At 60.3% G+C, this 21727-nt stretch carries 20 protein-coding genes; 9 read left to right on the top strand and 11 right to left on the bottom strand.

Annotation, left to right across the window (positions count from 1 at the left end):
• Positions 1-4 precede the first annotated feature (4 nt).
• From GOX88_RS17790 to GOX88_RS17780, 3 genes are read left to right on the top strand one after another with little or no spacing between them, the layout of a single operon-like run.
• Positions 5-991 carry a glycosyltransferase family 2 protein gene (locus tag GOX88_RS17790; protein ID WP_170405147.1) on the top strand — a complete coding sequence of 329 codons (987 nt, stop codon included), beginning with the start codon at positions 5-7 and terminating at the stop codon, positions 989-991.
• Positions 988-2688 carry a DUF5927 domain-containing protein gene (locus GOX88_RS17785; RefSeq protein ID WP_170404852.1) on the top strand — a complete coding sequence of 567 codons (1701 nt, stop codon included), beginning with the start codon at positions 988-990 and terminating at the stop codon, positions 2686-2688. Before GOX88_RS17790 ends, GOX88_RS17785 begins: the two co-directional genes overlap by 4 nt.
• A 6-nt stretch (positions 2689-2694) precedes the next feature.
• A complete protein-coding gene (locus tag GOX88_RS17780; protein WP_170404849.1) occupies positions 2695-4140 on the top strand; it encodes a nodulation protein NodH in 1446 nt (481 codons plus the stop codon).
• Here GOX88_RS17780 and GOX88_RS17775 read toward each other — a convergent pair.
• The 8 genes from GOX88_RS17775 to GOX88_RS17740 all read right to left on the bottom strand — a co-directional run bounded on the left by GOX88_RS17775 (position 4124) and on the right by GOX88_RS17740 (position 13366).
• Positions 4124-4642 (bottom strand): L,D-transpeptidase family protein, encoded by a 519-nt coding sequence (locus GOX88_RS17775; protein ID WP_170404846.1) that lies wholly within the window; start codon positions 4640-4642, stop codon positions 4124-4126. The two genes, GOX88_RS17780 and GOX88_RS17775, sit on opposite strands and share 17 nt — an antisense overlap.
• A 56-nt stretch (positions 4643-4698) precedes the next feature.
• Positions 4699-5484 (bottom strand): ion transporter, encoded by a 786-nt coding sequence (locus GOX88_RS17770; RefSeq protein ID WP_170404843.1) that lies wholly within the window; start codon positions 5482-5484, stop codon positions 4699-4701.
• Between the two features lie 20 nt (positions 5485-5504).
• Positions 5505-6734 (bottom strand): class I SAM-dependent RNA methyltransferase, encoded by a 1230-nt coding sequence (locus GOX88_RS17765; protein ID WP_170404839.1) that lies wholly within the window; start codon positions 6732-6734, stop codon positions 5505-5507.
• Positions 6735-6782: 48 nt separating this feature from the next.
• Positions 6783-8615, bottom strand: coding sequence for an ABC transporter ATP-binding protein (locus tag GOX88_RS17760; RefSeq protein ID WP_170404836.1), 1833 nt, complete (start codon positions 8613-8615; stop codon positions 6783-6785).
• Entirely contained in the window at positions 8612-10450 is a 1839-nt protein-coding gene (locus GOX88_RS17755; protein WP_170404833.1) for an ABC transporter ATP-binding protein, read from the bottom strand. The genes GOX88_RS17760 and GOX88_RS17755 overlap by 4 nt, the downstream gene beginning before the upstream one ends.
• Before the next feature lie 198 nt (positions 10451-10648).
• Positions 10649-11803, bottom strand: coding sequence for a CCA tRNA nucleotidyltransferase (locus tag GOX88_RS17750; RefSeq protein ID WP_170404830.1), 1155 nt, complete (start codon positions 11801-11803; stop codon positions 10649-10651).
• The gene (locus GOX88_RS17745) at positions 11800-12405 is read right to left on the bottom strand and encodes a CoA pyrophosphatase (protein ID WP_170404826.1); all 606 of its coding nucleotides are present in this window, start codon (positions 12403-12405) and stop codon (positions 11800-11802) included. Before GOX88_RS17745 ends, GOX88_RS17750 begins: the two co-directional genes overlap by 4 nt.
• Complete coding sequence (locus tag GOX88_RS17740; protein ID WP_170404823.1) at positions 12389-13366, bottom strand: Hsp33 family molecular chaperone HslO; 978 nt, start codon at positions 13364-13366, stop codon at positions 12389-12391. Before GOX88_RS17740 ends, GOX88_RS17745 begins: the two co-directional genes overlap by 17 nt.
• A 76-nt stretch (positions 13367-13442) precedes the next feature.
• Between GOX88_RS17740 and GOX88_RS17735 the strand changes: the two genes are divergently transcribed.
• A complete protein-coding gene (locus tag GOX88_RS17735) occupies positions 13443-13886 on the top strand; it encodes an NUDIX hydrolase (protein WP_170404820.1) in 444 nt (147 codons plus the stop codon).
• On the opposite strand, the gene GOX88_RS17730 is transcribed toward GOX88_RS17735, so the two are convergent.
• Complete coding sequence (locus GOX88_RS17730; RefSeq protein ID WP_170405144.1) at positions 13883-15178, bottom strand: SpoIIE family protein phosphatase; 1296 nt, start codon at positions 15176-15178, stop codon at positions 13883-13885. The two genes, GOX88_RS17735 and GOX88_RS17730, sit on opposite strands and share 4 nt — an antisense overlap.
• 132 nt (positions 15179-15310) lie before the next feature.
• Between GOX88_RS17730 and GOX88_RS17725 the strand changes: the two genes are divergently transcribed.
• Entirely contained in the window at positions 15311-15640 is a 330-nt protein-coding gene (locus tag GOX88_RS17725; protein WP_170404817.1) for an Hpt domain-containing protein, read from the top strand.
• Here GOX88_RS17725 and ilvA read toward each other — a convergent pair.
• Positions 15637-16863, bottom strand: coding sequence for a threonine ammonia-lyase IlvA (gene ilvA, locus GOX88_RS17720; RefSeq protein WP_170404814.1), 1227 nt, complete (start codon positions 16861-16863; stop codon positions 15637-15639). The genes GOX88_RS17725 and ilvA overlap by 4 nt on opposite strands.
• Before the next feature lie 58 nt (positions 16864-16921).
• Positions 16922-17695, bottom strand: a complete 774-nt coding sequence (locus tag GOX88_RS17715; RefSeq protein ID WP_170404812.1) for a hypothetical protein — start codon at positions 17693-17695, stop codon at positions 16922-16924.
• A 140-nt stretch (positions 17696-17835) separates the two neighbouring features.
• On the opposite strand from GOX88_RS17715, the gene GOX88_RS17710 reads away from it, so the two are divergent.
• From GOX88_RS17710 to GOX88_RS17695, 4 genes are all read left to right on the top strand, one after another.
• Positions 17836-19059, top strand: a complete 1224-nt coding sequence (locus GOX88_RS17710; protein ID WP_170404810.1) for an argininosuccinate synthase — start codon at positions 17836-17838, stop codon at positions 19057-19059.
• A 140-nt stretch (positions 19060-19199) separates the two neighbouring features.
• A complete protein-coding gene (locus tag GOX88_RS17705; RefSeq protein ID WP_170404807.1) occupies positions 19200-20267 on the top strand; it encodes a YjgN family protein in 1068 nt (355 codons plus the stop codon).
• Between the two features lie 3 nt (positions 20268-20270).
• Entirely contained in the window at positions 20271-21314 is a 1044-nt protein-coding gene (locus GOX88_RS17700) for a M48 family metallopeptidase (protein ID WP_170404804.1), read from the top strand.
• Between the two features lie 63 nt (positions 21315-21377).
• Entirely contained in the window at positions 21378-21662 is a 285-nt protein-coding gene (locus GOX88_RS17695) for an SCP2 sterol-binding domain-containing protein (RefSeq protein ID WP_170404801.1), read from the top strand.
• Positions 21663-21727 lie beyond the last annotated feature (65 nt).

The raw sequence follows: 21727 nt of genomic DNA, 5'->3' as shown, positions 1-21727 counted from the left end.
CCGGATGAGATTGCGGCGCAAGCGTCGCCTTGCGCGTTGCCTTCTGAAACGGCGGCAACTGAAGCCGGTGACCGACAAGACCGCCAACATCCGACGCGACGACGTGTTGTTGATGAGCGTGCTGCGGAACGAAAAAATCCGCCTGCCCTATTTCATGGACTATTACCGCAAGCTGGGCATCGATCATTTCCTGTTCGTCGACAATGACAGCGATGATGGTTCGCGCGAGTATCTGGCCAGCCAGCCCGACGCCTCGGTCTGGCACGCGCGGGCCAGCTACAAACGGGCCTCGTTCGGGCTGGACTGGTCGAATTACCTGCTGCGCAAGTACGCGCATGGACACTGGGTTCTGACCGTCGATCCGGATGAGTTCTTCATTTACCCGTTCTGCGACACCCGCCCGATCCGCGCCCTGACCGATTGGCTGGACGGCTGCGCAGTGCGCAGTTTCGGCACCATGCTGATCGACATGTACCCGCAGGGGCCGGTGGACGCGGAACCCTACCGCGAGGGGCAGGACCCGTTTCAGATCGCGCGCTGGTTCGATTCCGGCAATTACATGATCACGAAGAACCCGGTCTACGGGAACCTGTGGATACAAGGTGGCCCGCGCGCACGTGTGTTTTTCCGCGACACCCCCGCCAAGGCGCCGGCCCTGAACAAGATCCCACTGGTCAAATGGGACCGGCGCTATGTCTATGTCAGCTCGACCCATTCGCTGCTGCCGCGCGGGTTGAATCAGGTCTATGACGAATGGGGCGGCGAGAAGGCCAGCGGCGCGTTGCTGCATGCCAAGCTGATCAGCACGCTGGGCGAAAAAGCCAGGGAAGAGATGCTGCGCCGCCAGCACTTTCGGCGCTCGGGCGAATACCGCGCCTATGCCGAGGGGCTGGAGGACAAGCCGGTATTCTGGTGCGAACAGTCCGAGAAGCTCATCAACTGGCGGCAGCTTGAGATTCTGGGCCTGATGTCGAAAGGAAACTGGGCATGAGCCGTCTGGGTGTCGTCATGCTGGTCCACACGGCGCTGCACCGGGCCGGACAGGTGGCGCGCCACTGGACGGCTGCAGGATGCCCGGTTGTGATCCACGTCGACCGCAAAGTGCCCGCCCGGGTCTATTCCGATTTCGTCACCTCTTGCGCCGACGATCCGTTGATCCGGTTTTCCGACCGCCATGTCTGCGAATGGGGCGGATGGGGCATCGTTGCCGCCTCGCAATCCGCAGCGGAAATGATGCTGAACGTCTTTCCGGATGTGCATCATGTCTACCTTTCATCGGGTGCCTGCCTGCCGTTGCGACCGGTGGAAGAGCTGATCGATTATCTCGCAGACCGGCCCCGCGTCGATTTCATCGAAAGCGCCACCACCGCCGATGTCAGCTGGACCATTGGCGGCCTGGATCAGGAGCGGTTCACCCTGCAATTCCCGTTTTCCTGGCGCAAGAACCGCAAGCTTTTCGATGCCTATGTAAAGCTGCAGCGCGCCACCGGTTTGCGCCGCAAAATCCCCGACGGGTTGGTGCCGCATATGGGCAGCCAGTGGTGGTGCCTGACCCGTCAGACCCTCTCGGCCATTCTGCAGGACCCCAGACGCCAGACCTATGACCGCTATTTCCGGCGTGTCTGGATTCCGGATGAAAGCTATTTCCAGACGCTGGCACGGCTCTATTCCACCCATATCGAAAGCCGGTCCCTGACCCTGTCCAAATTCGACTATCAGGGACGGCCGCATATTTTCTATGACGACCATCTGCAGCTGCTGCGGCGGTCCGACTGTTTCGTGGCGCGTAAAATCTGGCCACATGCGGACCGGCTGTATCAGTCCTTCCTGACCGACCAGAACAGCGCCATGCGACCGGCCGAGCCCAACCCGGGCAAGATCGACCGCGTATTCTCGAAAGCGGTCGAGCGTCGGACCCATGGGCGCGACGGTCTGTATATGCAAAGCCGCTTTCCCCGCCACGGCAGCGAGAACGGGCTGACCTCATTCCCTTATTCGGTGTTTCAGGGCTTTGCCGAACTGTTCGAAGGGTTCGAACCCTGGCTGGCGGAAACCACCGGCGCGCGGGTGCACGGGCACCTGTTCGGCCCCGAACGTGCCGAGTTTGCTGGCGGCGCGACGATCACCAACGGGGCTCTCAGCGATTGCGCCGTTTTGCGGGACTATAATCCGACGGCCTTTGTCTCGAACCTGATCTGGAACACGCGGGGCGAGCGCCAGTGCTTTCAGTTCGGTCCGGCAGACACCCAACAGATCAACTGGTTTCTGGCCCGGGACAGGAACGCGCAGATCTCGGTCATCACCGGGGCCTGGGCGATCCCGCTGTTTCGGTCGAACAAGAATTTCGCCGACATCCGCACTGAGGCCGCGCGTCTGCAACAGATCGAAACCAAACAGCTCGAGGTTCTGAACTCGGTCTGGACCAAAGCGCGGCTGCGCACCTGGTCGCTGGCGGAATTCGTGGAATCTCCGATGGAGCCCCTGCAGACGGTGATTGCGGAAATCGGCACCCCTCGGGCCAGCCACCTGACGGAGGCCCCGTTGATGGTGGATCTTTCGGGGTTCGGGAAGTTCCTGCAAAACCTCAAGAATCAGGGCATGCACCCCTATCTTATGGGCGACTTTCCCGCCGATGATGTGTTTGGCGCCCGCGCCCGACCGTTCAAGAAACCCTACCTGGTACAATAGCCCGTGATGACATCCGGATTTGACTATTTCATCGTTCTTGCCGCGATGCGGACCGGGTCCAACCTGTTGGAGTTCAACTTGAACGCACTGGACGGCGTCGCCTGCCATGGCGAGGCGTTCAATCCGCATTTCATCGGCCGTCTCAAATCCGAAAGCCTGCTGGACGTGACGCTTGAGGAACGGGATGACGACCCGATGAAACTGGTTCAGGCGATCAGGTCGGCACCTGGCGAACTCAACGGATTTCGGTTCTTTCAGGGGCATGATCCCCGTGTGTTAGAGCCTGCATTGTCCGACCCCCGCTGTGCCAAGATCATCCTGACACGCAACCCGCTGGACAGCTACGTTTCGCTGAAGATCGCGCGCGAGACCAAGCAGTGGCAACTGAAAAACATCAAACGCCGCCGCGAAGCTCAGGTTGAGTTCGAAGCACAGGAATTCGAAAAATACCTGGATCAGCAGCAGGAGTTTCAACTGTTGTTGCTCAACGCACTTCAAACCACAGGGCAGACCGCATTTTACATCGCCTATGACGACCTGACCAATCTGGATGTTCTGAACGGGCTGGCCGCGTGGCTGGGGGTTTCGTCCCGGCTGTCCGCCATCGACGACACGATCAAGCCGCAGAACCCCGAACCGGTCCTGTCGAAGGTGACAAATCCCGAAGAAGCCGAGCAAGCGCTGGCCCGGATCGACAGTTTCAACCTGCACCGTACCCCGAATTTCGAGCCTCGTCGCGGACCTGCGATCGGCACTTATGTCGCCGCACCTGACACGCCGCTGATGTACCTGCCAATACGCGGCGGGCTCGAAGGCCCGGTGACACAGTGGCTGGCTGATCTAGATGCGACCGAGTCCGACAAGCTGATCACCAATCAGAACCGCAAACAGACGCGGCGCTGGCTGCAGGCCCATCCCGGGCATCGCAAGTTCACCGTGCTGCAGCACCCATTGGCGCGGGCGCATTCGGCCTTTTGTTCCTATATTCTCAGCACCGAACCCGGTGCCTACCTGAAAATCCGCAACATGCTGCGCAACCGGTTCAAGATCCCGATCCCCGGTCAGCTGCGCCAAGACAACTATTCGCGCGACCAGCACCTTGAGGCGTTTTCAGCCTTCCTCACCTTTTTGCGGCAAAACCTGGCAGGACAGACGCCGGTGCGGGTGGATGGGGTGTGGTGCAGCCAGTCTCAGGTGCTTGGCGGGATGACCTCTTTTGCGTTTCCTGACCTGATCCTGCGCGAGGATGAAATCGCCACCGCCCTGCCCGATCTGGCGCGTCGGATGGGGCATGAAGGCCCGCCGACACCCGGCCTGACCGCACCGGAAACCCCGTTCACGCTGGCCGAGATATACAACGACACGCTCGAGGCGCTGGCGGTTGATGCCTACCAGCGCGACTATATGCAGTTCGGGTTCGGGTCTTGGAAACCGCTTACGGGCGCAGAGTGATCAGCGTGCCTTTGTTCACCATCGCATAGATCTCTTCGATCTCTTCATTCTTGACGGCGATGCAGCCCGCGGTCCAATCCGGCGTCTTTTTGGCGCGTTTCAGTTCCGACCGCTTTCTCGGCTGACCGTGAATGAAAATATCGCCGCCCGGGTCAACACCGGCCGCCTTGGCCTGTGCGATGTCATTCGAGTTCGGATAGGAAATCCCCAGCGACAGGTGATAGCGGCTGTTGGGGTTGCGGCGGTCGATCAGATAGCTGCCCTCGGGCGTACGCCCATCGCCACGCTTGGTCTTTGTACCATTTGGCGCAAAGCCCAAATCAACCTTGTATTCCTTGAGGATGGTTTGATTGTGCAGAAGGTACAACTTCCGCGCGCCCTTGTTGATGACCAAAGAGGTCACCTCGGGGCCATCATATGTCAGAAATCGCGGGCTGGCTGAGGCACAGGCCGAAAGACCCAGCGTTGCCATAGCGCCCATTCCAAATGCTCGACGATCCATGTTTCACTGCCTGCTCTTTTTTTTCAGCATTATGCCAGAAATCGGAAAAACTGAAATCACTTTTTGCTGTGCGATTGCTCGGTCAGGCGGCGTTCGATACTTTCCAGCCGTTCCAGCACCTCGTCTCGATAGGCGTCGGTTTTCACCTCATCCTCGGCATGGTGTGCATCCTGCATCGAATTCACGATCAGACCCACCAGCAGGTTTACCACCGCGAATGTGGTGACCATGATGAAAGGCACGAAGAACAGCCAGGCATAGGGGTACACCTCCATCACCGGACGCACGATGCCCATCGACCAGCTTTCCAGCGTCATGATCTGGAACAGCGTATAAGCCGATTGGCCCAGATCGCCGAACCATTCCGGGAACGAGACCGAGAACAGCTTGGTCGAGATCACCGCGCCGATATAGAACAGGATCGCCATCAGCAGGAACACGCTGGCCATACCCGGCAGGGCCGAGATGAAGCCTTCGACCACACGGCGCAGGCGTGGCGCCACCGAAATGACGCGCAGCACCCGAAGAATCCGCAACGCCCGCAGCACCGACAACCCGCCCGCGCTGGGGATCAGGGCGATGCCGACGACGATGAAGTCGAAGACGTTCCAGCCGTTCAAAAAGAACCGCCGCCCACTCGCCAGCAGTTTCATGGCAATCTCCGCCACGAAAATGGTCAGGCAGATACTGTCCAGCGTCACGATCAGGGGGCCCGCGACCTCCATCAGGGTGGGCGATGTCTCCATCCCCAACAAAATGGCGTTGAAGATGATGACCCCGGTGATGAACCGGCCAAAGGTGGGATTTTCAATGATGCCCAAAAGGCGTTGATTGAATCCCATTGTGACTTTCTCCTGTGTGCTCATGCTGCGGACCCCAGTACAAACCGCGCGGCCAGTTCGGTATGTGATGACCATCGAAATTGGTCCACCACCTGTACCCATTCAAGGGTATAGCCTGCGTTAATCAGCGTTTTTGCGTCGCGCGCGAAAGTGACCGGGTTGCATGAGACATAGGCGATTACCGGGCGCTGCGCCTGGGCCAGTTCGGCCACCTGCGCCTCGGCCCCGGCGCGGGGCGGGTCGATGACCACGGCATCAAAGCTTTTCAGCTCATCGGGCATCAACGGACGGCGGAACAGATCGCGCGCCTCGGTGGTGACGCGCTTCAAGCCTTGCGCGCGACGCCACCCCTGATCCAGAGCGTCGGTCATCGCAGCCTCACCTTCGACCGCCTGAACCTCGGCGGTTTCGGCCAGGGGCAGTGAGAAGGTACCGCTGCCTGCAAACAGGTCTACAACCCGCTTTGCCCCCTGCGTGGCCTGCAAAACCGCCTGTAACAGAGCCTGTTCTCCATCTTTCGTCGCCTGCAGGAACGCGCCCGGCGGCGGCACAACCCCAGCCGCGCCGAACCGCTGCACGGGAGGCTGGCGCATGGCGATCACCTCGCCATCCCAGCTGAGCCGGGCCAGCCCGTGTTTCTCGGTCGCCTGCGCCAGCGCCAGTTCCAGTGGGCCGTCCAGAGGCTTTCCGCCTTTGACGGCCACATCCAGACCGCCTTCGGACAGGGTCAGCATCACAGCCAGCACACCCTTGCGGCTGCCCCCCAAAACCGCCAGCGCTTCGGCCACGGGAATGGCCGCGATCAAGCCCGGGTCCAGCAAATGACAATCCGGGATTTCGGTGATCGTGTCCGAGGCGCGGCCATAAAACCCGGACAGCGTGCCCTTTTTCGTCCGCCGCACCGCAATAGTCGCCCGGCGTCGTGATCGCTCGGGCGAGGTGTGAATTGGCCGCATCGGGGTATCGAGCCCCTGCGCGGCCAGCGCATTGCGCACCACCGAGACTTTCCATTCGGCCACGAAATCATCTGCGGCATGTTGCAGCTGACACCCGCCGCACGCCTTGTAATGGCGGCACGGCGCCTTGACCCGCTGGTCCGAAGGCACCTCGACCCGGATATCGGTCAGCAACTGGCCAACTAACGTGCCGCTGACCACCTCACCCGGCAGGGTGCGTGGTGCGTAAACGGGGCCGTCGGCGATGCCGTCGCCCTGATGGCCCAGGCGGGTTATGGTGAACTGCTGCGTCATGGGGGGCCTGATACCGGGGCTTTGCGCGCAACAAAACCCCTGAGAGCGTTATTCCGCCGCTTCCACCTGAATGAACCCGCCGGATTGGCGGTGCCAGAACCGGGCATAGAGGCCGCCTTGCTCCAACAGCGCGTCATGAGTGCCGGTTTCAACAATCCGGCCCTGATCCAAGACGATGATCCGATCCATCTCGCTGAGCGTGGACAGGCGGTGTGCGATCGCCAGAACCGTCTTGCCCTGCATGACCCGGTGTAATGCCGCCTGGATCGAGGCCTCGACCTCGGAATCCAGCGCGGACGTCGCCTCATCCAGCACCAGAATCGGCGCGTCTTTCAGAATCGCGCGAGCCAAGGCGATCCGCTGCCGCTGCCCGCCGCTGAGTTTCACGCCGCGCTCGCCCAAATGCGCGTCATAGCCCTTGCGACCATGGGCATCCTCGAGGCTGAGGATAAACTCATGCGCCTCGGCCTTTTTCGCAGCCGCGATCATCTCGTTCTCCGAAGCATCGGGACGGCCGTACAGGATGTTCTCTCGCGCCGAGCGGTTGAACATCGCTGTTTCCTGCGTGACCATGCCGATCTGCCCGCGCAGACTGTCCTGCGTCACCCGGCCAACGTCCTGCCCATCGATGCGAATGGCGCCTTTTTCCCCGTCATAGAGCCTGAGTAACAGCGACACCAAGGTGGATTTCCCCGCCCCCGAAGCGCCGACAATGCCCAGCTTTTCACCCGGGTGCACGGTTATGGTCACATCGGACACACCGCCCACATCGCGGCCATAGGCAAAGCTGACATGGTCGAAATCAATCTGTCCCGTCGTCACCTTCAGCGCCGTAGCATCCGCTGTGTCCTCGACCCGCTCGCGCTTGGCGAGCGTCTTCATACCGTTTTCGATCTCACCCACATTGGCGTATAGCCCCATGAGCGTGAAACTGACCCAGCCGGTCATCTGCGAAACCCGGATCGAGATCGCACCCGCCGCCACAATATCCCCAGCCGTTGCGATACCGCTGCGCCATAGCATCAATGTCGCACCGATCAACAAAACCGGTAAAACACCGGCCAGCACCATCAGAACAAAGCGGAAGCTGGCTGACAACTTGCCGAAGGCCAGCATCTTTTCCCGCAGATCGATCATCGAGTTCCGTGCGGCCTGATCCTCGAACGCGGAATGCGCGAACAGCTTGACGGTTTTGATATTGGTGATCGTATCGACCACCTGCCCCGACACCATCGCCCGCGCCCCTGCCCGCGCCGAAGACCGCACGCGAATGCGCGGCAGATACCAGCGGATCAGCAGAAAGTAGACCACCAGCCAACCGGCAAAGGGCAGGATAACCAGCGGGTGAATAGACCCTAACAAAAGCAAAGAGCCCGCAAGTGAGGCAAGGGCAAAGACAATCGCGCTGATCGTTTCGGACACCACCGAGGCCATCGCGTTCGAGGTCTGCATCTGTTTCTGCGCGATCCGGCCGGCGAAATCGTCATCGAAATAGGTGACCGATTGGCCCAGCGTCCAGCGATTCAGCTTGGCCAGAACCAGCGGCGGAATGTTAGGCATGACGATGTAGTTGTTCGAAAACGCCGAAAACCCAAAAAACACCGGGCGCAGCAGCATGAAGAACGCTGCCACGCCAAGGATCTTCCACAGATTGCTGCCACTCAGGATGTTCTCGGGTCCGCTCTCGGTCGCCAGATCGATCACCAGACCCAGCATCCAGGCGGTTCCGGCCTCCATCGCGCCCGCCGAGGCCGAAAAACAGGCCGCGACGAAGATCATCGGCCAGGCCCCCGACAGGCACCAGCGGATAAACGCCCCCAGCGTTTGCGGCGGGGGCGCTTCAGTGTTTTTGAACGGATCGATCAGGTCGGCAACCTTCATTCCGCAGCCTCCGGGTTCAGGAAGCCCCCAGATTGCCGCGCCCAGAACTGGGCGTAAAGCCCGCCTTGGGCCAACAGCTCGGAATGGCCGCCCTGTTCGACGATCCGGCCGCCATCCATGACCAGAATGCGGTCCATCTGGGCAATTGTGCTCAGCCGGTGGGCAATGGCGATCACGGTTTTACCTTGCATCATGCCGTAGAGAGTTTCCTGAATCGACGCTTCGACCTCGGAATCCAGGGCGGATGTCGCCTCGTCCAACAACAGGATCGGTGCGTCCTTCAGGATCACCCGCGCCAGCGTCACCCGCTGCCTCTGTCCACCGGACAGCTTCACGCCCCGTTCGCCCACATGCGCGTCATAGCCGGTGCGCCCCTGCGGGTCCTGAAGGTCGAGGATGAACTCATGCGCCTCGGCCTGTTTGGCGGCGGCGATCATCTGTTCCTCGGTCGCCTCGGGACGGCCATAGAGGATGTTGTCGCGCACCGAACGATGCAGCAAGGCGCTGTCCTGCTGCACCATGCCGATTTTGCTGCGCAGACTGTCCTGCGTGACGCTTGCGATGTTCTGGTGGTCGATCAGGATCGCGCCTTGTTCTACGTCGTAAAACCGCAAAAGCAGCTTGACCAGGGTCGATTTTCCGGCACCGGACCGCCCGATCAGACCAATTTTCTCACCCGGATGGATGGTCAGATTGATGTGATCCAGCCCACCGGTCTTGCGCCCGTAGTGGTGCGACAGATCGCGGATGTCGATCTGGCCGTTGGTCAGGCGCAACGGTTTCGCACCCGGCTTGTCCAGCAAGTCGATGGGCTGGGCGATCGTCTGCATCCCCTCGGCCACAACACCAAGTTGACGGAAGAAGCTGGTCAGCGCCCACATGATCCACCCGGTCATCGCGTTCAGGCGCAAGGTCAGCGCGGTCGCCGCCGCGACCACACCGACCGAGGCGCTGCCCTGCATCCACAGGGCAATGGCCCAACCCACCACACCGACGATCAGCAATCCGTTCAACGCGACCAGAACCGCATCCATGATGGTGAAGATCCGCATCTCGATCTGGAAGGTGCGGCGGGTTTCCTCAATGGCTTCGCGGGCATAATCCAACTCTTGCTCGTCATGTGCGAACATCTTGACCGAATGGATGTTGGTGTAGCTGTCCACCACCCGTCCCGTCACTGCCGAGCGCGCGTCCGAAGCCGCCTGCGATGCCGGGCCGACACGGGCCACCGTCCAACGCACCAGTAACCCGTAAAGCACCAACCAAATCAGCAGCGGCAACAACAGACGCGGATCAGCCGCCATCAGCAAGATCGCCGCCCCGATCAGGTACGCGATCGAAAAGGAAATGGCGTCGAACACCTGAAACACCGCCTCACCTGCGGCGGGCGGGGTCTGCATGATGCGGTTGGCGATGCGGCCGGCAAAGTCATTCTCAAACCACCCCACCGACTGCCGCAGCACGTGCTTATGCGCCCGCCAGCGGATCAGGGTGCCAAAGTTCGGCAGGATCGTGTTGTTCAGCAGCAGCACATCGAACACATGCAGCATCGGGCGCAGCAGCAGCACGAACACCGCCATCAGGATCAGTTCGGTGCCGTGCGCCTGCCAGACCTCGGCAGGCGGGCCGGACAGCAGGTCAACGACGCGACCCATGTAGTAAATCAGGCCGACTTCAACTGCCGCAACAATGACCGAGATCAGCGCGGCCCAGAAGAACACCCCCATGAATGGCCGGGAATAGTCCAACATGAACGGCCACAGCCGCGTAGGCGGCGTGTCGGTTTCGGTATAGGCAACAAAAGGGTCAACGAGATTTTCGAAATAGCGAAACATGGAGGGTGCTCCGATTGAGCAGGAAATTCAGGACGTGCGAAAACAGATGGCGCCAGAACACCACCCTTACGGGTCAGAGTGTTCCGGCTTTAGCCGAACCAGATCCCGTAATACATTCGCATGCCTCCCTCCAAATCAGGTAACACGCGAAAGTAACCACAATATTTTTTGTTTGTCATCCCTTTTTGAGACTTGGCCTCAGCCGCCCAGCAGGTCTTTGCGGGTCAGGGAAAAGCCTGAGGCGATCCAGCGGGCCTCAAGCTCGGCCAGTTTCTTGCCCAGCGCGGGCCCGGTGAAGTCGGGGATCAGATCGGTGGCCCGAACCGGAAAATCGGCGGCGGCACCTTTGCGCAGGTCCTGCCGCATGTCCTCGGACCAGGGCTGTTCCAGAAAGGCGCAGCGCAGCAGGGTTTCGTGCATCCCACTCTCTTCCCCATAACGAAAGCCCAGTTCGGCAATGCTGGCGGTGCCCGAGGCCTCATCCCGCATCCGGGTCAGCCGTTGCAGCTGCGCCTTGCTGAGGCGCAGGGTTTTGGCGATCTCGGGCGTGGCAATGGCGGCCAGACGTAGGATCGGCTCGGGCGCGGCCCCAGCCTGTTGCTCCAACGCGACCAGAGGCGCCAGCGACCGGTCTTCGGCCCCCGGAATCAACTGCGCCAGGACACCCGCCTGACGCATGGCTGCGACCGAGGGCGCGGGATCAGGCGCGGCCAGCAGTTTCAGCAGCTCGGCCCCGACCCGTTCGCGGGACAAACCGGCCAGCCCGTCCAGATTGGCCGCAATCGCCGCCAGTGCATTCGGATCGAACCCGGCCTCGGTATCGCCATACCAGGCGTGAAAGCGGAAATAGCGCAGCGAACGCAGGTAATCCTCGCGAATGCGGTTTTCAGCGGTGCCGATAAAGCGCACCCGCCGCGCCTGCAGATCAGGCAGACCGTCTAGCGGGTCCAGTAAGGTGCCGTCGGGCCGCGCATAGATCGCATTCATGGTGAAATCACGGCGGGCGGCGTCCTCTTCCACCTTGTCGGAAAAGGCCACTACAGCCCGCCGGCCGTCGGTTTTCACATCGCGGCGAAAGGTGGTGATCTCATGGGGGGCACCGCCGCTGACCACGGTGATGGTGCCATGCTCGATCCCGGTGGGAATAGCCTTGAGGCCCGCCGCCTGCGCCAGTTCCATCACCCGCTCGGGGTGAGCATCGGTGGCAATGTCGATATCCGAAACCGGCGCGCCCAGCAGCGCGTTTCGAACGCAGCCACCCACAAACAGCGCCTGCGCCCCGGCGCCGGTCAGGGCCGCGCAAACCTTTTGTGTAGCCGGATCAGACACCCAGCCTTCGGAAATTTGCGTCATTCACTCACCCGCGCTGCCAATCCCCGCAACATCCGGGCCGTCGCGCCCCAAATGTAATAAGGACCGAACGGCACTGCGTAATAAAACCTTTTCTGACCCCGCCAGCGGCGTGATTCAACGATATAATTCGCAGGGTTGAGCACATGTGCAAGCGGAACCGAGAACACCTCGTCCACTTCACCCGGTTCCGGGATCAGTTGGAACGGCGCGCGCAGGATTGCCACAACCGGTGTCACGGTGAACGAGGTGACGGTCTCATGGGTCGGCAGGTGCCCCAGAATTTCGGGCAGGTCGGGCGGCAGACCGATTTCCTCCTGCGCCTCGCGCAGGGCGGTGGCGGTGACATCCGCGTCGCCCTCATCCTGCTTGCCGCCGGGAAAGGCGATCTGGCCGGGATGGTGTTTCAGCGCCGAGGAGCGTTTGGTCAGGATCAGCCGCGGCGAACCGGTTGAAACCGAGATTGGCACCAAAACGCCGGCGGGGCGCAGCTTGCGGCCCTCGGGCAGAACGGTTTCGGGGTTCAGGTCGAAATCGCTCGACCCGTGACCGGGGCGGCTAAGCGCCGCCCGCAGCTGATCGGTTGGATCAGGCCTCGTCCGCATCAAAGCCGACCGAGCCCGGTTCCAGCACGTAATGGGCACCGCAGAACTGGCAATCGGCGGTGACCTTGCCCTCGGGCGTGGTCATCTTTTCGATGTCCTTGGCCGAATAGATCGACAGGCTTTGCCGTACGCGCTCCTCGGAACAGGTGCAGCCGAACTGCACTGCTTGCGCGTCATAGACCCGCGGCTGTTCCTCGTGAAACAGGCGGACCAGCAGGTCGGTCGGTGCGATCGAAGGCCCGATCAGTTCCAGATCTTCGACCGTATCCAGCAGGATGTTGACGCGGCCCCAGTTTTCACCCTCTTCGCCATCCACCAGATCTTCGGCGGTCAGGATCTGGCCCTCACCCTCGCTGGTTGCCACAAAGGGCGAGGCTTTGGGCATGTGCTGCAGCATGACCCCACCGGCGCGCCAATGTTCGCCAACGCCCGGCTCGGTCGATTTGCCGAAGCTCAGCGAGAACCGGGTCGGCAGCTGTTCGGACTGCGCAAAATACGCCTCGGCGCAGGCGCTGATCGACCCACCGGCCAGCGGCGTGATCCCCTGATAGGGCTGCGAGCCCTTGCCCTGATCGATCATGATGGCGAAATAGCCCTCACCCACCTGATCGAACGGCGCGCCATCGGTCAGGCGCTCGCGGTCGAAACTGGCATAGGCGCGGATACGGGCCGGTTCGCCCTCTTGCTTGGGCGCATAGTAGTCGGTTGCAATCATGCGCACCGGGCCCTTGGACTGAACCTGCAGCGACAGCTTCCAGCGCAGCGAAATGGTCTGGCCGATCAGCGCGGTCAGCAGGGCCATCTCGGCCACCAGGGCCTCGACCTTTTCCGGATAATCATGCTGCTTCAGGATGCCGTCGAGCACACCATCCAGACGGGCCACGCGGCCGCGCATATCCGATACATCAAGTTGAAAGGGCAGGACGGTATCGTCCCACGCGATTTTCGTTCCAAGAGACATGGGGTTTCCTTACACGCCACAGGTTGGCATACCGCCAGCATATAGGTCGAACAATTCGGGTTGTAAGGGGCCATACATGATCAGACGGTTCGGTGAAACCCCGCAAGCGGGTCAGAAATACATCAGACGTGTGGGTGTTTACGCTTTGTTGCCGCGCGGTCGGCACCTTTTGCTGACCTGTCAGATGGAGCCCGGCCCCGATCTGCAACTGCCCGGCGGCGGGATCGACCCGGGCGAATCACCCGTCACCGCCCTGCACCGCGAAGTGTTCGAGGAAACCGGCTGGCTTGTGGCCGCGCCACGTCGCGTCGGCGCGTTCCGGCGGTTCACCTTCATGCCGGAATACGATCTGTGGGCGGAAAAAGTCTGCCTGATCTATCGCGCCCGCCCCGTTCGCCGTATCGGCCCGCCGACCGAGCCGTTTCACGAGGCGTTGTGGATGGATACCGCAGATGCAACCCAAATGCTGGGCAATGCCGGTGACCGCCACTTTGCCGCTCAACACCTGAACGGGCTCTAGGGCCCGTTATATTCAAAGAACACGGCCGAGACGTCGTCATCCATGCCGCTGCCGGGGGCCATGGCCTGTGTCAGGCGCCAGAACATGTCGTCCAGAAACTCGGTTCCGCTGCGGCCGGGGGCGCATTCCAAAGCCATCCGGCGCAACCCCTCCTCTTCCAACAGCCCGCCACTGGCGAGCCCGCATTCGGTAAAGCCATCCGAATACAGCAACAGCTTGTCGCCGGGATGCAGATAGGTTTCGGTCTGCTGAAACGAGACGTCCGACAGCAATCCGATGGGCAGCCCGCCTTCGCCCAGAAACTCGGTCCTGCCATCGTGGCGCAGCACCAGCGGGTGTGGGTGCCCAGCTTGCACCATTTTCAGATGCCCATTGCGCAAATCGATGATCGCATAGACCATGGTGAAATATTCCTCGACGCCCGCATCCGCCATCAGCCGGCAATTGAGCATCTCGGCCACCTGCTCGGGCGGCAGCAGCGCATAGAACTTGTCGAACCGCTTTTCCATCGCCACGTTCTGGTCAAAATGATTGCTGGACAGATAGCCCCCCAGCCGTGCCGTCATCATCGCCGAGGTGATGCCGTGGCCCGAAACATCGATGCTGTAGAACCCAAGCCGGTTGACCCCGGGTGAAAACATCCCCACCAGATCGCCACCAATATGGCCGCAGGGTTTCAGCAACATGCTGACCCGTGACTTGCCAAACTCACGCGTCAGTTCCGGAACCAGCGAGTCCTGAATTTTCCGGGCCTGCATCAGATCCTTGTCGATGGCATCATGCGCCACGCGCAGCTCTTCCAGCGCGGTTTCGATCATCCGGTTTTTTTCGGACAGCTCGCGCTGCATATCCAGAATACGCGCGCCGGCCGAAATGCGCGCGCGCAACTCATCGGCTTCAAGCGGTTTGATCAGAAAATCGTCGGCCCCGGCATCCAGCCCCTTTGCCACCTCCTGCTTTTCGCTTTTTGAGGTCAGCAGGATGAAATAGCTGTACTGCTCACTGTCCAGCGCCCGGAACGTGCGGCAGAATTCCAGCCCACTCATCCCCGGCATGACCCAGTCGCTGACCACCAGATCCGGCGGGTCGGCTTGACACATCTCGATCGCAACATCACCGCTGTCGGCCTCAAGCACCTCAAAGCCCCATTTTTTCAGTGAAGCCACCAGAATCCGCCGTTGCAGGCGGCTGTCATCGACGACAAGCACCTTTTGGATCGCACCAAAATCCAGCTCTGTCCTGGCCTCTGCCTGACTGCCTTCTGCCACCTGTACCCTCTGCACTGCGACCATACCTGAACGAGCTGACCCTAGCGCGCGGCGGTTTAACATCCCGTGAAGGCGTCTTGTTTGCGTTGCTTAACCCCCTCTTTACCGGCCCTGGGGTACGCAGGTCATGTCGCGATATGTGTGGAGAGACCGAACATGATCGACTGGTCCAGGGTCAGACAGCTACGGGATGAGGTGGGCGCCGGTGAGTTTGACGAGGTGGTGCAAATCTTTCTGGACGAGGTGCAGGAAACGATTGATCGGGTGCACCGGGACACAAACCGGGCCGAGTTCGAGCAGAACATGCATTTCCTCAAGGGCAGCGCGCTGAGCCTTGGGTTCAACCGCTTCTCAAGCCTCTGTCAGGACGCCGAGCGAAACGCCGCCGCAGGCAAGGCGGCTGAGGTCGATCTGTCAGCGATTCTGAAGATCTATGACGAGTCCCGCACCGTGTTCCTGGCCGAAAAGGCCACGAACCTGACCTAGATCACGAACTGCGCCAGCGTCTCGTCTTCGGTGATGTCGGTATAGGTGAACCCGGCCTCGTCCAGATGCGCAAACAGGCGGGCGAAATTTTCGGGCTTGCGGGTTTCGATGCCGATCAGGACCGAGCCGAAATTGCGCGCCGATTTCTTCATGTATTCGAACCGGGCGATATCGTCTTCGGGACCGAGAATGTTCAGGAATTCCTTCAACGCGCCGGGGCGCTGCGGCAGGCGCAGGATGAAGTATTTCTTCACACCGGAATAGCGCTGCGCCCGCTCCTTGACCTCGGGCAGGCGTTCGAAATCAAAATTGCCGCCCGAGGTAACGCAGACCACAGTCTTGCCACGAATAAAGCTCTGGACATCACCAATGGCCTCAATCGCCAGCGCGCCGGCGGGCTCCAGGACAATGCCTTCGACATTCAGCATCTCAATCATGGTGGTGCAGATGCGGTCTTCGGACAGGACCAGCACGTCGGACAGGTGGCGATCCTTCAACAACTCAAACGGTTTCGCACCGATTTTGCCTACAGCCGCGCCATCGACGAAATTGTCCACGTGATCCAACGCAACCGGATGCCCCGCCGCCATCGCCGCGTGCAGGCAGGCCCCACCCTTAGGCTCGACAAACAGGCAATGGGTCCGGTCCCCGAACCACGTCGCCACGCCCGAGGACATGCCACCCCCACCCACCGGCAGGATCACGTGATCGGGTAGGCCGCCCAGTTGTGCCTCAATCTCAACCGCCAATGAGGCCTGCCCTTCGATCACATCCTCATCGTCAAAGGGCGACAGGAAATGCCCACCCTGTTGGGAGCACCACGCTTGCGCGGCCGCCAATGTGTCGTCGAAATAGTCGCCGATCAGATGAATTTCGATGTTGTCGCCACCAAAGATGCGGGTCTTCTGGATTTTCTGCTGCGGCGTCGTCACGGGCATGAAGATCACACCCTTCACGCCCAGATGCTTACACATGTACGCCACGCCCTGCGCATGGTTGCCCGCGCTGGCGCAGACGAACAGGTCCTGCCCCTGCTGCTTGCGCATGGCATTGAACGCACCGCGGATCTTGTAGGACCGCACCGGGCTGAGGTCTTCCCGCTTGAGCCAGATATCCGCGCCATAGCGGTCGGACAGATGGGCATTCCGCTGCAGAGGTGTGGGCGGAAACACGGTGCGCATTGCCTGTTCGGCGGCGCGGGCGCGGGTCATGAAATCAGTCATGACCGTTTCACTGCCGTATCACCGCCGAAAGGGCAAGGAATACATATGTGTACGCGGATTAGGCGAGTTCGCGCTTTTCGATGAAGACGCCGTACATGGTGGTCAGGACGCTGACATTCACAAGCGAGAGCACCAGCCCGATGATTGTTTGGCCCGCGATACCTGCAAATGGCAAAATCAGTGAAGCCTGAAATATCAGTGCATTTAGTAGAAATTGAAAAGTTCCAAGAATTATGGCGAGAACGAAAATCGCTCCGTTTTTGCCTTCTGTCGCTTGCTTGGCTTCTCTCAATCCAAGCGGAGCATTAATGGCAGCAGCGGGCAAGACGCAGCCCAACCGAAGGAACACCATATAGGCGAAAGTAAAGATGAGCAGAGGAAGAACCATTATCAAAAGAGTGGAAAACGGTAATACTGCTGAGACAATAGGTGTCAGTAGGCCGATCAAAATTCCGCAGAAAATTCCCGCGCCTAAACAGATTGCAAGGAGCGCAAAAGTATAACCAATGTAGTCTCGCAACCTGTCAATTCTAAGGGTCGGAATCCAACCTTTCGGGTAGTCTTCAAGCAGTATGAAACGGTGCCAAGCGACAAAAATCCAAAGCGTAACAACAAAACCGATCAGGATCGCGGCGATCAAAAGTACAACATCTCCGGTAGAAAGAGATGTGACATCATCAGCCGTGAAATCGTCAGCCATACCGGAAGCTTGCATCAACACAGTACTGATCACCGCTGTAAATACAGACAATACGAGGCCGATCTGGAGAGCTTCCTGGAGATTGCGAAATACCATCCGCACCGAATGCACAAAAATCTGCCAGCCCAACATTGAAAATCGCCCCTTCAACCAATCCTTGTTCTCTTTCCGCCTGTTTCACCCCAATTCATCCCGTGCGTCAACGCAGATAACTTGCCCCCGCTTTCAAAACCCGTTAGGGGCCAAGCGTTCTACGCATAAGGGGAAGTCAGATGTCCGCGCCCAAGAAAGTTGTTCTGGCCTATTCCGGTGGCCTTGATACCTCGATCATCCTGAAATGGTTGCAGACCGAATATGGCTGTGAGGTCGTCACCTTCACCGCCGATCTGGGTCAGGGTGAGGAACTGGAACCCGCCCGCAAGAAGGCCGAGATGCTGGGGATCAAACCCGAGAACATCTATATCGAGGACATCCGCGAAGAGTTCGTCCGCGACTTCGTCTTCCCCATGTTCCGCGCCAACGCACAGTACGAAGGCCTGTACCTGCTGGGCACCTCGATCGCGCGCCCGCTGATCTCGAAACGTCTGGTCGAGATCGCGCAGGAGACCGGTGCCGACGCCGTAGCGCATGGCGCAACCGGCAAGGGCAACGATCAGGTGCGTTTTGAATTGGCGGCCTACGCGCTGAACCCCGACATCAAGGTTATCGCCCCGTGGCGTGAATGGGATCTGACCAGCCGTACCCGTCTGATCGAATGGGCCGAAGCCCATCAGATTCCGATTGCCAAGGACAAACGCGGCGAAGCGCCCTTCTCGGTCGATGCCAACCTGCTGCACACCTCGTCGGAAGGTAAGGTTCTGGAAGACCCCGCCGACATGGCGCCGGACTATGTCTATCAGCGCACCGTCCACCCCGAGGACGCGCCCAACGAGCCCGAGTACATCGAGATCGGCTTTGAAAAAGGCGACGCGGTCAGCATCAATGGCGAGGCCATGAGCCCGGCCACCATCCTGACCAAGCTGAACGAATATGGCGGCAAGCACGGCATTGGCCGTCTGGACCTGGTCGAAGGCCGTTTCGTTGGTATGAAATCGCGCGGCATCTACGAAACGCCCGGCGGCACCATCCTGCTGGAAGCACACCGCGGGATCGAGTCCATCACCATGGACCGCGGCGCGATGCACCTGAAAGACCAGCTGATGCCGCAATATGCCGAGCTGATCTATAACGGTTTCTGGTACTCGCCCGAGCGTGAGATGCTGCAGGCCGCAATCGACAAGTCGCAAGAACACGTCACCGGCACCGTCCGCGTAAAACTGTACAAAGGTCTGGCCTCGACCGTGGGCCGCTGGTCGGATCACTCGCTGTACTCTGAGGCGCATGTAACCTTTGAGGAAGATGCCGGCGCTTACGATCAGACAGATGCGGCGGGCTTTATCCAGCTGAACGCCCTGCGCCTGAAGCTGTTGGCCGCACGGGACAAGCGCCTGAAATAACGGCTCTGCTGCGCGAAAAAGTTGAATTGACCGGTCGGGTCGCAACTTTGCCGCAGAATTGCCCAGTTGGTTGAACACACAGAACGGGTCGGCCCTGCCAGGGTCCGGCCCGTTTTTCATTCAATCCCATTGAGGCATTCATGCAGGCAGATCACAGACAGGAGCCCCCGGCAGAGTTTGAGTTCCGGGGATCGGCGGCCGAGTATTTCGGCATCTGGATCGTCAACCTGCTGCTGTCGCTTTTGACCTTTGGCATCTACAGCGCCTGGGCCAAGGTGCGCACCAAGAAATACTTCTACCAGAACACCTTTGTCGCCGGGCGCAGCTTTGACTACCACGCCACCGGGCTACAGATCCTGATCGGGCGGATCATCGTGATCGCCGGGATCGTCGCCTACACCATTCTGGGTGCGATACCGCTGGTGAACCTCGCTATGCTGCTGGGGCTGGTGTTCCTGATCCCCTACCTGCTGGTGCGGTCACTGCGGTTTCAGGCACGCATGTCCAGCTGGTCGAACGTCCGGTTCGATTTTCAAGGCAATTGGGGAACGGCAGCGGCCAACTATTTCCTGTATCCCTTCCTCGCAGCACTGACGATCTATACCACATGGCCGTTTGTCACCCGCTCGGTCCAGCGGTTTCACGTGAACGGTCATACGTTCGGGACAACCAAGATGTCTTTCGACAGCCCGATCGGGCCGTTTTACAAGGCCGCGCTGGCGGCGATGGCTTGGGGGATCGGAACGATTGTAATTGCAACTGTCGTTGTCGGAGTGAATGCCAACATATCGGGTATGCTGAGCGAGCTTAGTCACGACCCCGAAGATATCGCAGCGATGATCGACGTCATCATGATCTTGCTTTTGTTCTTCGTAGCCGCCATCCCAGCCACGATCATCTATCGGGCCATGGTGCGCAACACGGTCTACAACTACACCATTCTGGGCGACGGACACCGGTTCTATTCGGATGTGAGCGCCCTGCGTCTGTTGTGGATTTCCGTTTCGAATGCCGTGGTTGTTGCGATGACACTGGGTCTGATGCTGCCCTGGGCGCATGTGCGCCGGGTGCGCTATCTGGCCGATCACACCCTCTTCATCCCAGCCGGTCCGTTGGATGATTTCGTTGGCGACATCAGCGCCCAAGTCAGCGCCATTGGCGACGCCTACGGGGATATCGAAGGCTTTGATATCGGCATCGCGGTCTGACCTTTGAGCACGTGTCCCGAAGATATCGGCGCGCGTGTCCATGGGCGCGCCTATCCGCCTCTCAGCTCGCGCGAGGTTCCGGTGCGGTTGGCGGTGGGCACCAATACCGTCTGGCTGATTGACGATCAGGGCCAGATCCAGACCCGTTGCACCCCCGAGGAGTTGTCGGTGGAACCCCGCGTCGGATCGACCGAACGGCGGGTGAACTTCCCCGATGGCACCCTGTTTCTGACCGACCAGCACGCGGCGCTGGAACATCTGATCGCAGACTCCAGCGGATCGCACCTGCATCACGCCGAGAGGTTCCATCCCCGGTTGATCGTCGTCACGCTGGCCTGTCTGGTCGCGGTCTGGGGTGTGTGGAAATACGGGCTGTCGTTACTGGTGGCATTGGCAGTGTGGATGACCCCTCTGCCACTGGTGACCGCCATCGATGCCGGTGTGATGCAGGCGCTGGATCAGATCATGACCGAGCCCAGCGCCCTGAGCGACCGGGACAAAGCCATGGTTCAGGACAGTTTCGACCGGGTCCTGGCGGCGCTGGGTCCCGCTGCCGAGGATCACGACTACACTCTGGAATTCCGCGACCTTCCGGGCATGGGCCCGAACGCCTTTGCCCTGCCGGGTGGCACGATTGTGGTGACCGATGAACTGGTGCGACGGGTCTCGACCGATGCGCTGGCCGGGGTGATCGGGCACGAGATCGGGCATGTGGTCGAACAACACGGGCTGACGCAGATCTACCGCTCGCTCGGGGCGTTTGTGCTGATCGGGATGATGGCGGGCGATACCGGGCCAGTGCTGGAGCAGGTGCTGCTGGAAGGCAACCTGATCCTGTCCCTGTCCTATTCGCGCCAGCACGAGCTGGCCGCCGACCAGTTCGGTGTCGATCTGGCCCGAAAGGCCGGGTTCGATCCCAATGGCCTGTCGGATTTCTTCGACCTGCTGGAACAGGAATTCGGCGATCAGGAGATGGACTGGCTCAGCACCCATCCCCGTTTCGAGGACCGTCAGGAAAACCTGAAATCCATGACCCAAGGTCACTAGGCGCGGGCTATTGCCTGCGCCCCGACTGCCCCCTAACCCTGTGGCTGAAACAGGAGGGACCCCATGACACTTGCCGCTATTGCCGATGGTATTCAGAAAAACTTGGTCGGGCGCAGCTTTGAAGGCTCGTTGAAATTCGACTGCGGCGATGACGGCGTCATCGTGCTGGCCGACAATCAGGCCTCGACCCAGGATCAGGAAACCGACTGCACCATCCGCATCTCGCAGGACAACCTGACCAAGCTGCTGACCGGCAAGCTGAACCCGATGACCGGGGTGGCACTGGGCAAGCTCAAGATCTCGGGCAATATGGGTGTGGCGATGAAGCTGGGGCAACTGTTGGGCTGAGGCGATAAACTCGTCTCACCACCGCGTGACAAACCATGTCAGCGGATTGCGCCGGTGCATAAGTC

The organism is Ruegeria arenilitoris (assembly GCF_013030985.1).
Taxonomy (GTDB): Bacteria; Pseudomonadota; Alphaproteobacteria; order Rhodobacterales; family Rhodobacteraceae; genus Ruegeria; species Ruegeria arenilitoris_B.
Note: the sequence above shows the minus strand (reverse complement) of the source record. Positions and strands in the feature narration are given on the sequence as shown.

Excerpts from the sequence above, each read along its gene's own strand:
- GOX88_RS17790 (WP_170405147.1), top strand. The coding sequence starts at position 5 with ATGAGATTGCGGCGCAAGCGTCGCCTTGCGCGTTGCCTTCTGAAACGG.
- GOX88_RS17785 (WP_170404852.1), top strand. The coding sequence starts at position 988 with ATGAGCCGTCTGGGTGTCGTCATGCTGGTCCACACGGCGCTGCACCGG.
- GOX88_RS17780 (WP_170404849.1), top strand. The coding sequence starts at position 2,695 with ATGACATCCGGATTTGACTATTTCATCGTTCTTGCCGCGATGCGGACC.
- GOX88_RS17775 (WP_170404846.1), bottom strand. The coding sequence starts at position 4,642 with ATGGATCGTCGAGCATTTGGAATGGGCGCTATGGCAACGCTGGGTCTT.
- GOX88_RS17770 (WP_170404843.1), bottom strand. The coding sequence starts at position 5,484 with ATGGGATTCAATCAACGCCTTTTGGGCATCATTGAAAATCCCACCTTT.
- GOX88_RS17765 (WP_170404839.1), bottom strand. The coding sequence starts at position 6,734 with ATGACGCAGCAGTTCACCATAACCCGCCTGGGCCATCAGGGCGACGGC.
- GOX88_RS17760 (WP_170404836.1), bottom strand. The coding sequence starts at position 8,615 with ATGAAGGTTGCCGACCTGATCGATCCGTTCAAAAACACTGAAGCGCCC.
- GOX88_RS17755 (WP_170404833.1), bottom strand. The coding sequence starts at position 10,450 with ATGTTTCGCTATTTCGAAAATCTCGTTGACCCTTTTGTTGCCTATACC.
- GOX88_RS17750 (WP_170404830.1), bottom strand. The coding sequence starts at position 11,803 with ATGACGCAAATTTCCGAAGGCTGGGTGTCTGATCCGGCTACACAAAAG.
- GOX88_RS17745 (WP_170404826.1), bottom strand. The coding sequence starts at position 12,405 with ATGCGGACGAGGCCTGATCCAACCGATCAGCTGCGGGCGGCGCTTAGC.
- GOX88_RS17740 (WP_170404823.1), bottom strand. The coding sequence starts at position 13,366 with ATGTCTCTTGGAACGAAAATCGCGTGGGACGATACCGTCCTGCCCTTT.
- GOX88_RS17735 (WP_170404820.1), top strand. The coding sequence starts at position 13,443 with ATGATCAGACGGTTCGGTGAAACCCCGCAAGCGGGTCAGAAATACATC.
- GOX88_RS17730 (WP_170405144.1), bottom strand. The coding sequence starts at position 15,178 with ATGGTCGCAGTGCAGAGGGTACAGGTGGCAGAAGGCAGTCAGGCAGAG.
- GOX88_RS17725 (WP_170404817.1), top strand. The coding sequence starts at position 15,311 with ATGATCGACTGGTCCAGGGTCAGACAGCTACGGGATGAGGTGGGCGCC.
- ilvA (WP_170404814.1), bottom strand. The coding sequence starts at position 16,863 with ATGACTGATTTCATGACCCGCGCCCGCGCCGCCGAACAGGCAATGCGC.
- GOX88_RS17715 (WP_170404812.1), bottom strand. The coding sequence starts at position 17,695 with ATGTTGGGCTGGCAGATTTTTGTGCATTCGGTGCGGATGGTATTTCGC.
- GOX88_RS17710 (WP_170404810.1), top strand. The coding sequence starts at position 17,836 with ATGTCCGCGCCCAAGAAAGTTGTTCTGGCCTATTCCGGTGGCCTTGAT.
- GOX88_RS17705 (WP_170404807.1), top strand. The coding sequence starts at position 19,200 with ATGCAGGCAGATCACAGACAGGAGCCCCCGGCAGAGTTTGAGTTCCGG.
- GOX88_RS17695 (WP_170404801.1), top strand. The coding sequence starts at position 21,378 with ATGACACTTGCCGCTATTGCCGATGGTATTCAGAAAAACTTGGTCGGG.